Here is an 11849-nt window from a genome sequence, read left to right as displayed (position 1 = left end):
ATCATTGTCATCGGCCTCATGCTGTGTTTTGACTAGGGCACGTCCCGGAAATGGTTTTGCCTACCTCTGATCAATTCGGCAGCACCCGGATGGATATGGTAACCGAAGCCAAGTCCAATACCGTTGCCTATGAACGTCATGGTACACCTGCCACAGACCGGGGTCGCTACCGTAAAAAGAGGACAAAGGTGGTGCTTGGCCGAGCTGTTTTAAAGCCGTACCGCAGCGTTTGAGTACGCTATCGTGAGCATGTATGGCAATGAATAATCCGTCAGTTACCTGTGTCTGGATATGTTATGGGGCCAAAGAGTATACCAAAAACTGTGGTTTTTGCTGGTGAATCCGAACAGGCGATGCTCCATTCTAGCCAGCACCGATCTGACACTGGAGACGACCTAGATCATCGAACTTTATACCGCCCGGTTCAAAATCAAATGCACCTTCTGGGCGCTAAAGCAATCCATCGGCGGATTCAGCTACCACTTTTGTAGCAAATCCATTCCGAAGCTCAACCGGTATTTGAAAAAGGATCGGGTTCACCCTCTGGAGTTGTTGGAAGAGGAGAAAGCGCAACGGGACATCCGCCTAACTGTAAAGATGAGAATGGTAAACGATAACCAAAATGGATCCCTACGGGGCTTAAGATAAAAGGAACCAAGAAAAGAGCCGAAATCTTGCTTCAGGAAGCCAGGAAGAATTATCATATGGAAGGACAAGCACTCGCGGTTGAAAACGAAGATATGCTGTAAGAGTAAAAGCGGCTACTCCATCCGGTAATAGCAAAAGGCTGTTCGCAGACTTTATGCTTCAATGGCTAGAGATGATGAAAAACAGTATCGGGCTTATCTCATCTCCTATATCTCCTATTCCGACACTGTAAAAGGCCGCGTAGATCCTTTTTCCGAGAGAAAGGGATGTATTGCTTGATGATTTAACTACAGAGGATTTTCAGACCTTGTATACCCATGAAATGAATGTGCAAGGTGTCAGCGCCAATACCGTTATTCATTACCACGCGAACATTTGCAGAGCCCTTCAGTATGCCGTGAAAATAAAGCTGATTGTGGCGAATCTCCCTGACTTAGTTGAAAGCCCAAAAAAGAACAATTACGTCGTGAGCTTCTACAATGCCGAGGAGCTGAATCAACTCCTCGCAGTAATCCGAGGCGAAAGAATTGAGCTTTTCGTTATCCTGGCTGCCTTTTATGGGCTAAGCCGAAGCGAGGTCGTAGGATTAAAATGGTCGGCTATTGATTTATTGAATTGGACTATTAATATTAAACATACCGCCACATCGGGTAATTTGAATGGTAGATATATTGAAATTGAAAAGGACCGAACCAAGAATAAAGCCAGTCGCCGTATACTGCCACTGGTGGACACGTTCTATGAGCTTCTGATTCGTATGAAGGAATAACAGGAATCCTATCGCTTATCTTCTGACAATTCTTATTGTCTTGAATACCTGGAGTATATTTATGTAGATGTATTAGGGGTAAGCATGAAAGAAGTTCAGGAATGGTTAGGCCACAGCGATTATGCAACAACGGCAAATATTTATTCGCATTTCGAATACAACTCAAAGGTGTCTTCAGCTCAAGCAATGAGTGCGGTACTAAAGCTCAAATAAAAAAAGCCCACTAGAGATTATCTCTAATGAACTCTTTTAGTTAATACCGGCGAGAGGACTCGAACCTCCACGGTTTCCCACTCGATTTTGAGTCGAGCGCGTCTGCCATTCCGCCACGCCGGCATATTCAATTATGGAGGCGCCACCCAGATTTGAACTGGGGAATAAAGCTTTTGCAGAGCTTTGCCTTACCACTTGGCTATGGCGCCAGAGTGTAACAAAGCGGACGACGGGAATCGAACCCGCGACCCTCGCCTTGGCAAGGCGATGCTCTACCGCTGAGCCACGTCCGCATAAAGATGGCTGGGGATATAGGATTTGAACCTATGCATGACGGAGTCAAAGTCCGTTGCCTTACCGCTTGGCTAATCCCCAATAAGTAAAGGGCGGCCGATGGGGCTTGAACCCACGAATGCCGGAGTCACAGTCCGGTGCGTTAACCACTTCGCCACGACCGCCGCAAGTAATGAATAATTGGCAGGGGCAGCAGGAATTGAACCCACACCAACGGTTTTGGAGACCGTTGTTCTACCTTTAAACTATGCCCCTATAAAACTGGTGGAGGATGATGGATTCGAACCACCGAACCCGTAAGGGAGCAGATTTACAGTCTGATGCGTTTGGCCACTTCGCTAATCCTCCAAAAATGGTGCCGGCGAGAGGACTTGAACCCCCAACCTACTGATTACAAGTCAGTTGCTCTACCAGTTGAGCTACACCGGCACATAAAATATTCAATTAAAAGTGGCTCGGGACGGAATCGAACCGCCGACACGAGGATTTTCAGTCCTCTGCTCTACCGACTGAGCTACCGAGCCTTATTATAAGGCTCTTCATTAAACGTTGTATTACTAATGGCGGAACTGACGGGATTCGAACCCGCGATCTCCTGCGTGACAGGCAGGCATGTTAGGCCTCTACACCACAGTTCCATAATAAATTTTAATTGGTTGCGGGGGCAGGATTTGAACCTGCGACCTTCGGGTTATGAGCCCGACGAGCTACCGAACTGCTCCACCCCGCGACAATAATAAATATTTAATTTTCAAATGGTGGAGGCTGAGGGGCTCGAACCCCCGACCCTCTGCTTGTAAGGCAGATGCTCTCCCAGCTGAGCTAAGCCTCCACAATTAAGCACTTCTCATATTATACCATAATGAACTTTTTATTGCAAGTTCTTTTATGATATTTTTTATGACCCGTAGGGGATTCGAACCCCTGTTACCTCCGTGAAAGGGAGGTGTCTTAACCCCTTGACCAACGGGCCATGCAATAAAATAATTATGGCGGAGAGAGAGGGATTCGAACCCTCGAGACGCTTTTGGCGCCTACACGATTTCCAATCGTGCTCCTTCGGCCAACTCGGACACCTCTCCATATGGCTCCCCGAACAGGACTCGAACCTGTGACAACTCGATTAACAGTCGAGTGCTCTACCAACTGAGCTATCAGGGAATATTAAGCATTTGTTTCAAGGTTACACCCTGAAAACTGGATCCGAAACTCATTGCGTTTTATTCTTAGGATAAGCCCTCGACCGATTAGTATTGGTCAGCTCCATGCATTACTGCACTTCCACCCCCAACCTATCTACCTCGTCGTCTTCAAGGGGTCTTACTAATTGGGAAATCTCATCTTGAGGGGGGCTTCACGCTTAGATGCTTTCAGCGCTTATCCCTTCCGTACATAGCTACCCAGCGGTGCTCCTGGCGGAACAACTGGTACACCAGCGGTACGTCCATCCCGGTCCTCTCGTACTAAGGACAGCTCCTCTCAAATTTCCTACGCCCACGACAGATAGGGACCGAACTGTCTCACGACGTTCTGAACCCAGCTCGCGTACCGCTTTAATGGGCGAACAGCCCAACCCTTGGGACCTACTTCAGCCCCAGGATGCGATGAGCCGACATCGAGGTGCCAAACCTCCCCGTCGATGTGGACTCTTGGGGGAGATAAGCCTGTTATCCCCAGGGTAGCTTTTATCCGTTGAGCGATGGCCCTTCCATGCGGTACCACCGGATCACTAAGCCCGACTTTCGTCCCTGCTCGACTTGTAGGTCTCGCAGTCAAGCTCCCTTCTGCCTTTGCACTCTTCGAATGATTTCCAACCATTCTGAGGGAACCTTGGGGCGCCTCCGTTACTCTTTAGGAGGCGACCGCCCCAGTCAAACTGCCCACCTGACACTGTCCTCGCACCGGATCACGGTACCAAGTTAGAACCTAGATACGATCAGGGTGGTATCCCAAGGATGCCTCCCTTCAAGCTGGCGCTCAAAGTTCAACGGCTCCCACCTATCCTGTACAGATCGTACCCAAATTCAATATCAAGCTGCAGTAAAGCTCCATGGGGTCTTTCCGTCTTGTCGCGGGTAACCTGCATCTTCACAGGTATTAAAATTTCACCGGATCTCTCGTTGAGACAGCGCCCAAGTCGTTACGCCATTCGTGCGGGTCAGAATTTACCTGACAAGGAATTTCGCTACCTTAGGACCGTTATAGTTACGGCCGCCGTTTACTGGGGCTTCGGTTCATAGCTTCGCCCGAAGGCTTACCACTCCCCTTAACCTTCCAGCACCGGGCAGGCGTCAGCCCGTATACTTCGCCTTGCGGCTTCGCACAGACCTGTGTTTTTGCTAAACAGTCGCTTGGGCCTTTTCACTGCGGCCCCCTCGGGCTATTCACCCTACCGAGGCACCCCTTCTCCCGAAGTTACGGGGTCATTTTGCCGAGTTCCTTAACGAGAGTTCTTCCGCGCGCCTTAGAATTCTCTTCTCGCCTACCTGTGTCGGTTTGCGGTACGGGCACCTTCTCCTGGCTAGAGGCTTTTCTTGGCAGTCTGAGATCATGACCTTCGCTACTACAATTTTCGCTCCCCATCACAGCCCAGCCTTACGATGTGCGGATTTGCCTACACACCAGCCTCACTGCTTAGACGGACATCCATCAGTCCGCGTCACTACCCTACTGCGTCACCCCATTGCTCATAACGGATTACGGTGGTACAGGAATTTCGACCTGTTGTCCTTCGACTACGCCTATCGGCCTCGCCTTAGGTCCCGACTTACCCTGAGCGGACGAACCTTCCTCAGGAACCCTTAGGCTTTCGGCGGATCTGATTCTCACAGATCTTTTCGTTACTCATACCGGCATTCTCACTTGAATGCAGTCCAGCGCTCCTTACGGTACACCTTCAACCCGCATTCAACGCTCCCCTACCCCTGATGCAAGCATCAAGCCATAGCTTCGGTGGTGTGTTTAGCCCCGTTACATTTTCGGCGCAGAGTCACTCGACCAGTGAGCTATTACGCACTCTTTCAATGGTGGCTGCTTCTAAGCCAACATCCTGGTTGTCTGTGCAACTCCACATCCTTTCCCACTTAACACACACTTGGGGACCTTAGCTGATGGTCTGGGCTGTTTCCCTTTCGACAATGGATCTTAGCACTCACTGTCTGACTCCCGGAACTAAATCTATGGCATTCGGAGTTTGACTGAGCTTGGTAACCCTTGCGGGCCCCGCACCCAATCAGTGCTCTACCTCCACGATTCTTTTTTCCGAGGCTAGCCCTAAAGCTATTTCGGGGAGAACCAGCTATCTCCGGGTTCGATTGGAATTTCTCCGCTACCCCCACCTCATCCCCGCATTTTTCAACATGCGTGGGTTCGGGCCTCCAGTGCGTGTTACCGCACCTTCACCCTGGACAGGGGTAGATCACCCGGTTTCGGGTCTACGTCCACGTACTCAAGATCGCCCTATTCAGACTCGCTTTCGCTGCGGCTTCAGCTCTTCACCTTAACCTTGCACGGGAACGTAACTCGCCGGTTCATTCTACAAAAGGCACGCCATCACCCATAAATAGGGCTCTGACTTCTTGTAAGCACACGGTTTCAGGATCTATTTCACTCCCCTTCCGGGGTGCTTTTCACCTTTCCCTCACGGTACTGCTTCACTATCGGTCGCCAGGGAGTATTTAGCCTTGGCAGATGGTCCTGCCGGATTCATACGGGGTTTCACGTGCCCCGCACTACTCGGGATCCGTCTCGGAGAGAACAAGTTTTGAACTACAGGGCTTTTACCTTCTCTGGCGGGCCTTTCCAGACCTCTTCATCTAACCGGTTCCTTTGTAACTCCATGTGAGACGTCCCACAACCCCAAGGAGCAAGCTCCTTGGTTTGGGCTAATCCGCGTTCGCTCGCCGCTACTGACGGAATCACTATTGTTTTCTCTTCCTCAGGGTACTTAGATGTTTCAGTTCCCCTGGTCTGCCTCTATTCTGCCTATGTATTCAGCAGAAAGTGACTGTCGATGAAGACAGCCGGGTTTCCCCATTCGGACATCCCCGGATCAAAGCTTGCTTACAGCTCCCCGAGGCTTTATCGTTGTTCGCCACGTCCTTCGTCGGCTCCTGGCGCCTAGGCATCCTCCGTGTGCTCTTTGTAGCTTAACCTAGACTTTTCTTTCAAAGAAAGAAAATGTCGATGTTCGATAAAGAATGATTTTTGCCAAAGGCAAAAGATCTTTCCTTACCTGCTACCTTTATTTCACTTGTTTACACAAGATCAGCTTAAAGGAATATTCTAAAACGCAATTTCGTTTCGGTATCCAGTTTTCAAGGTGCAATTCGCTTCTTCGAAGCGAAACCCGATGAATATTTCGATTCCACACGGATGTGTGAATGAAACATTCGTCAAAGCTTGAGAGTTTGAGCTCTCAAAACTGAGCAACGAGTGAGTAAGTTAAGGATATTCATTTCATTCACACGAACGTGATGAACCGAATTGAATATCCGGTCGCAGGTACATTGTACCTGCTTATTTGAATGTTTCCGTTGCAGGAAACGATTCTCCATAGAAAGGAGGTGATCCAGCCGCACCTTCCGATACGGCTACCTTGTTACGACTTCACCCCAATCATCTACCCCACCTTCGGCGGCTGGCTCCCTTGCGGGTTACCCCACCGACTTCGGGTGTTGTAAACTCTCGTGGTGTGACGGGCGGTGTGTACAAGACCCGGGAACGTATTCACCGCGGCATGCTGATCCGCGATTACTAGCAATTCCGACTTCATGTAGGCGAGTTGCAGCCTACAATCCGAACTGAGACCGGCTTTTCTAGGATTGGCTCCACCTCGCGATTTCGCTTCCCGTTGTACCGGCCATTGTAGTACGTGTGTAGCCCAGGTCATAAGGGGCATGATGATTTGACGTCATCCCCACCTTCCTCCGGTTTGTCACCGGCAGTCTGCTTAGAGTGCCCAGCTTGACCTGCTGGCAACTAAGCATAAGGGTTGCGCTCGTTGCGGGACTTAACCCAACATCTCACGACACGAGCTGACGACAACCATGCACCACCTGTCTCCTCTGTCCCGAAGGAAAGGCCTATCTCTAGACCGGTCAGAGGGATGTCAAGACCTGGTAAGGTTCTTCGCGTTGCTTCGAATTAAACCACATACTCCACTGCTTGTGCGGGTCCCCGTCAATTCCTTTGAGTTTCAGTCTTGCGACCGTACTCCCCAGGCGGAATGCTTAATGTGTTAACTTCGGCACCAAGGGTATCGAAACCCCTAACACCTAGCATTCATCGTTTACGGCGTGGACTACCAGGGTATCTAATCCTGTTTGCTCCCCACGCTTTCGCGCCTCAGCGTCAGTTACAGCCCAGAGAGTCGCCTTCGCCACTGGTGTTCCTCCACATATCTACGCATTTCACCGCTACACGTGGAATTCCACTCTCCTCTTCTGCACTCAAGCTCCCCAGTTTCCAGTGCGACCCGAAGTTGAGCCTCGGGATTAAACACCAGACTTAAAGAGCCGCCTGCGCGCGCTTTACGCCCAATAATTCCGGACAACGCTTGCCCCCTACGTATTACCGCGGCTGCTGGCACGTAGTTAGCCGGGGCTTTCTTCTCAGGTACCGTCACTCTTGTAGCAGTTACTCTACAAGACGTTCTTCCCTGGCAACAGAGCTTTACGATCCGAAAACCTTCATCACTCACGCGGCGTTGCTCCGTCAGGCTTTCGCCCATTGCGGAAGATTCCCTACTGCTGCCTCCCGTAGGAGTCTGGGCCGTGTCTCAGTCCCAGTGTGGCCGATCACCCTCTCAGGTCGGCTACGCATCGTCGCCTTGGTAGGCCTTTACCCCACCAACTAGCTAATGCGCCGCAGGCCCATCCACAAGTGACAGATTGCTCCGTCTTTCCTCCTTCTCCCATGCAGGAAAAGGATGTATCGGGTATTAGCTACCGTTTCCGGTAGTTATCCCTGTCTTGTGGGCAGGTTGCCTACGTGTTACTCACCCGTCCGCCGCTAGGTTGTTTAGAAGCAAGCTTCTAAACAACCCCGCTCGACTTGCATGTATTAGGCACGCCGCCAGCGTTCGTCCTGAGCCAGGATCAAACTCTCCATTAAAGACCAACCGAAGTTGGTTTATAGAAAGAGCGATAAGCTCATTTTGAAACTGACGAGATAAAATATCTCTCGTTTGATTTTGCGAACAAAATCGTTTTACTCACTCGTTGTTCAGTTTTCAAAGATCAAACCTGCATTTTGTCTTACTTTGTTTCACCACCGCGTCTCAGCGGCGACTTAAATAATGTAACACATAATCTCATTTTTCGTCAAGCTTTTTTTTGAAAATTCATTTTTCTGCTTGATGCAACACGTTTATCCTGCTTTAAACAGTTCAAAATTATTCATGCTGCTTAATGGGGCGAGTTATAACTTATCACATATTTTATATACTCGTCAACCTAAATTGATAATTTATATTTTTTAACTATTTATAAATACTAAATCACGTACAAAAAAAGGAAGAAAAGTCGGTTTAACAACCTTTCTTCCTGACAAATCAACCCCTGCACATCAAATAAGGGAGTAACGCAGTTCACGATTTTGTCCACGCTCCCTAAAATCCCCGGCAGCTGTTTCTCTAATAAGTGAACGATATACCAGTTTACGGAGCACGACGGTAAGATCCAATTGGAGATTCTTTAGCTCAGGATGGTTAATAAGTTCATTTATAGACCAAGGTTCCCGTCTGCTGCCTAATATACGGAATAGCGGAGATGAGCACTCCTCCATTTTTGACATAACTGAAAATTCACAAGCAAGCAGTACTAGTTCAACCCGTTGTTCCAAGGTTTCCGTACTTAATGTGAGTTCGTTATACAATTTGTCAATCGTTCGATCCAGAGGCCGTACCTGAACCCATAAGTGAATCTTTGGATAAATCCCCCGTTCAATGAGTTCAATAGATGCCCAATGATCCAATGCTTTCAGAACACTTTGATAAGCGTCAATGATCCGCCCTTCTCGCACCGCTCTTTTACCATGAACGTAATTGACCAGAAAACGGGAGAACTCATGAAATCGCTTCTGCTCCCGCAGTGGATCGTTAAAATCAACAATTTCCTGTCTTAAAAGACGGACCCTGTCATCCCGTTCCCAGACAATACGACCTTCTAGCACATAATCTATAATGTTGGCTTGTTCACCAGCGATAATCCATTCCTTCAGACAACTGAGCGTTGCATACAACACTTGGCATCTTAATCCATTCATAAATAAGTGTTGAATAGAACGAACTGGCTTGGTGCCTTCTCCAATAATTAGAATGAGTTCATCAAAGTCATACAACATCGAACCGTGAAAATACTCTCCCGGCTTTCTATACGAAATAACACCTATCGAATCTTCCTGCAACAATTCATCATACATCAGGTTTAATTTGGTTAGCTGCACTTCTCCCTCCATATCTGCAAGGCGGCTATGACCGCAAATTGGATATTTGGATACATGTGATCATTTCTACATAAATAAGAGACTTCCTTCTTCAATTGTATAAATTTTTATCTTATTCACTTATTTTTTTCAGTGTTACCCAAGCGTTTGCATCAGCAAAAGTTCGATTCCACACACCAATTCCTCCAAGCTTCAGCGATTTGGCAAGTTCTACTCTTGCCTCAAGAGATACCTGATCCTCCAGCCAAATCTTTTTGACCACACCATCTTCTGTATACTCAACATAATTTTGACCTTCGGAAGCTCTAAACTTAGGCTTCAACTTAAATTTGGCTATGATATCCGCTGCTGCCTCCATACCAAGTGATTTGGAGGTGACCTTAATCTTCCCTTCTTTGGGAGTCTCGGACCACACGCGAGTATATAATGGAATACCTAAAACCACTTTTTGAGGCGGCACTTCATCTTCCTGAATAATTCGCTTAATTGACGCTTCCGTCCATGGTAGCGAGGCGACAGAACCAGCCTTTGGACTAGCCGCCCAATGTTCATCATATGCCATTACCATGAGGTAATCTGTGATGGTGCCTAATGATTTTCGATCTAAAAAAGCTGACCACATCTCACTTTGAGATTTAGGCGTTACATCAATGGACAGTATCAAATCATGTTCCCGAGCCATCGGTTTAAGTTCCCGCAAAAATTGGGTGACATTTGGGCCATCTTTCGTATGAACATTTTCAAAGTCAATATTAATACCGTCCAGATCATTTTCTAGGGCAAGTGAAATCATCTGATCTACAATCGACTTTCGACGTTCAAAGGTGGACAAAGCTTCTGTTGTTAATTCGGGATTAAAGCTGTTGCTCAACAAGCCCCAAACCTCAATCCCTTTGCGATGTGCCCAGCTGACATAGGCAGGATCTGCCTTGCTTTCTACAGTACCTTCATGATCGACGACACTGAACCACGTAGGGCTCACCACATTTACTCCAGGCATAGGATCAAACTTGGAAGGATCGGGCTTGCGATTATAGACAGCTTCCCAAGCGAGGTTTACTAATCTACCCTCCCAATGTTTTTCCGAGATGGACAAATCGTCCTTAACCGAAGGGATCACAAGCTCTTCTCCTTCAGCGACATGGTCTGACTTAATGTATCCTGCATAACCATTGTCTAACTGAACAAAATACCAATCTCCCTGTTTGGACCAAATACGCACCTTCGTCCGCTGAGATATATCTGTCAAAATGAAAGATAGGCTAGAGGCTTCTTTACGTAAGGCGATTGTAGCATCCTGTGGGCCATCCTTCTTTTCTACACTCCCCAGCCTGACCTTCTCTCCAGCCTTCATTAGGATGACAGCACCAGTCACAGGGTCTTCGTGTATAGAAACGCCGTATACTTCACGTACAGCCTCTATCGGGATATATACCTCTCCACTGATTACCTGAGGGGTTGCGCTCAGCGCATATGTTTTACCATTCAGTTCCCCTTGTGCCTTCGAAACCTTCATATAGAGCAGGTTTTGTCTCGTCGCCATAATGACGGTTTGGCTGTCATCCTCGTAGCGAACCGTAGGATCAATTTTACTTTGCACCAATTTAAGCGGCATCAGCATGTTCTTGCCGGAGCTCTGAGCTTCATACCCAGTCAACTTTCCCTGCATAAAAATAGGACGGACACTGCCCTGCCAATCGGGTTTCTCGTGAAGGGGATTACCAAACCATACAACAGTAATTGCACATATAATCGCTGCAAATAATAGCAGGCTTGCCGCTCCTTTGAATCGTGAACGTTTACGGCGGCGTCTGGAATGATTTCTGGCCAATATTGAACCTCCATTGTATGAACTTTGAATTTCCGTATTTTGTAACCTCAACAGATTACTTAAAACAAAAATAAAGTGATTTAAACAAAAAAACGCGGTAAATCCCCGCTTATGGGGAATTCCTCACGTTTCCAATCCATTACAATATATACATACCGCACAAAAAACTTCTATTCCTTGTTTCGTTACGTTTGTTTGTTACTACAAGCTTTGCATACTCCGTGTAACTCCATACGATGTCCATGCACCTCGAAGCCTGTTTCCAACGCGGCATGGCGTTCCACATCGGCCAAATACGGATAACTGAAATCTTCAATCTTTCCGCATTTTTCGCAAATGATGTGATAGTGCTCCGAAATATTGGCATCATAACGACTGGCGTTATCTCCATAGGTCAACTCATGTACCATACCCGCTTCTATAAACATCTTTAAGTTATTATAAACCGTAGCCACACTCATACTTGGAAACTTGGACTCAAGCGCTCGATATATTTCATCTGCAGTCGGGTGCCCCATAGTTTCCATTAAATAGTTTAATATGGCATGACGCTGGGGTGTTATGCGTACACCTGTCTTCTTCAGAAGTTCCAAAGCATGCTGGACGCGTGCTGCCATATATGTCCACCGCCTTATCCCTTACTTACGA

General features: G+C 47.8%; 6 protein-coding genes, 15 tRNA genes and 2 rRNA genes. 3 read left to right on the top strand and 20 right to left on the bottom strand.

Annotation, left to right across the window (positions count from 1 at the left end):
- The first annotated feature begins 50 nt into the window (after positions 1–50).
- From MKX59_RS05455 to MKX59_RS05445, 3 genes are all read left to right on the top strand, one after another.
- Complete coding sequence (locus tag MKX59_RS05455; protein ID WP_023990249.1) at positions 51–233, top strand: hypothetical protein; 183 nt, start codon at positions 51–53, stop codon at positions 231–233.
- A gap of 686 nt (positions 234–919) precedes the next feature.
- Complete coding sequence (locus MKX59_RS05450; protein WP_226887823.1) at positions 920–1417, top strand: tyrosine-type recombinase/integrase; 498 nt, start codon at positions 920–922, stop codon at positions 1415–1417.
- Positions 1418–1501: 84 nt separating this feature from the next.
- Positions 1502–1630 (top strand): hypothetical protein, encoded by a 129-nt coding sequence (locus tag MKX59_RS05445; protein WP_256703645.1) that lies wholly within the window; start codon positions 1502–1504, stop codon positions 1628–1630.
- A gap of 44 nt (positions 1631–1674) precedes the next feature.
- Here the strand turns inward: MKX59_RS05445 and MKX59_RS05440 are convergent.
- The 20 genes from MKX59_RS05440 to MKX59_RS05345 form a co-directional block, all read right to left on the bottom strand.
- Positions 1675–1753, bottom strand: a tRNA-Leu gene (locus MKX59_RS05440).
- Positions 1754–1764: 11 nt separating this feature from the next.
- Positions 1765–1839: transfer RNA gene (locus tag MKX59_RS05435), tRNA-Cys, on the bottom strand.
- A 12-nt stretch (positions 1840–1851) separates the two neighbouring features.
- Positions 1852–1923: transfer RNA gene (locus MKX59_RS05430), tRNA-Gly, on the bottom strand.
- A 7-nt stretch (positions 1924–1930) separates the two neighbouring features.
- Positions 1931–2005: transfer RNA gene (locus MKX59_RS05425), tRNA-Gln, on the bottom strand.
- Positions 2006–2015: 10 nt separating this feature from the next.
- Positions 2016–2088 (bottom strand) — tRNA-His (locus tag MKX59_RS05420).
- 17 nt (positions 2089–2105) lie between these two features.
- Positions 2106–2179: transfer RNA gene (locus tag MKX59_RS05415), tRNA-Trp, on the bottom strand.
- 7 nt (positions 2180–2186) lie between these two features.
- Positions 2187–2272, bottom strand: a tRNA-Tyr gene (locus tag MKX59_RS05410).
- Between the two features lie 5 nt (positions 2273–2277).
- Positions 2278–2353 (bottom strand) — tRNA-Thr (locus MKX59_RS05405).
- A 22-nt stretch (positions 2354–2375) separates the two neighbouring features.
- Positions 2376–2448, bottom strand: a tRNA-Phe gene (locus tag MKX59_RS05400).
- Between the two features lie 37 nt (positions 2449–2485).
- A tRNA-Asp gene (locus MKX59_RS05395) sits at positions 2486–2562 on the bottom strand.
- 15 nt (positions 2563–2577) lie between these two features.
- Positions 2578–2654: transfer RNA gene (locus MKX59_RS05390), tRNA-Met, on the bottom strand.
- A 26-nt stretch (positions 2655–2680) separates the two neighbouring features.
- Positions 2681–2756 (bottom strand) — tRNA-Val (locus MKX59_RS05385).
- A 69-nt stretch (positions 2757–2825) separates the two neighbouring features.
- Positions 2826–2897 (bottom strand) — tRNA-Glu (locus MKX59_RS05380).
- Between the two features lie 17 nt (positions 2898–2914).
- Positions 2915–3006: transfer RNA gene (locus tag MKX59_RS05375), tRNA-Ser, on the bottom strand.
- Positions 3007–3009: 3 nt separating this feature from the next.
- Positions 3010–3085, bottom strand: a tRNA-Asn gene (locus MKX59_RS05370).
- 66 nt (positions 3086–3151) lie between these two features.
- A 23S ribosomal RNA gene (locus MKX59_RS05365) occupies positions 3152–6078 on the bottom strand.
- A 404-nt stretch (positions 6079–6482) separates the two neighbouring features.
- A 16S ribosomal RNA gene (locus MKX59_RS05360) occupies positions 6483–8038 on the bottom strand.
- The 16S and 23S rRNA genes sit together here with 15 tRNA genes alongside, the layout of an rRNA operon.
- 453 nt (positions 8039–8491) lie before the next feature.
- A complete protein-coding gene (locus MKX59_RS05355; protein ID WP_023990251.1) occupies positions 8492–9370 on the bottom strand; it encodes a nucleotidyltransferase-like protein in 879 nt (292 codons plus the stop codon).
- Positions 9371–9482: 112 nt separating this feature from the next.
- A complete protein-coding gene (locus MKX59_RS05350; protein WP_023990252.1) occupies positions 9483–11201 on the bottom strand; it encodes a glycosyl hydrolase family 18 protein in 1719 nt (572 codons plus the stop codon).
- Between the two features lie 185 nt (positions 11202–11386).
- Complete coding sequence (locus MKX59_RS05345) at positions 11387–11818, bottom strand: Fur family transcriptional regulator (protein ID WP_013311903.1); 432 nt, start codon at positions 11816–11818, stop codon at positions 11387–11389.
- Positions 11819–11849: the final 31 nt, after the last annotated feature.

The sequence above is a fragment of the Paenibacillus sp. FSL R7-0340 genome, from assembly GCF_038002205.1.
GTDB lineage: Bacteria > Bacillota > Bacilli > Paenibacillales > Paenibacillaceae > Paenibacillus > Paenibacillus polymyxa_B.
The sequence above is the reverse complement of the archived record's forward strand: the minus strand, read 5'-3'. Positions and strand labels throughout refer to the sequence as shown.

Bases quoted from the DNA above. Each gene is read 5' to 3' on its own strand.
- MKX59_RS05455 (WP_023990249.1), top strand. From the start codon at position 51: ATGGTTTTGCCTACCTCTGATCAATTCGGCAGCACCCGGATGGATATG.
- MKX59_RS05445 (WP_256703645.1), top strand. From the start codon at position 1,502: ATGAAAGAAGTTCAGGAATGGTTAGGCCACAGCGATTATGCAACAACG.
- MKX59_RS05345 (WP_013311903.1), bottom strand. From the start codon at position 11,818: ATGGCAGCACGCGTCCAGCATGCTTTGGAACTTCTGAAGAAGACAGGT.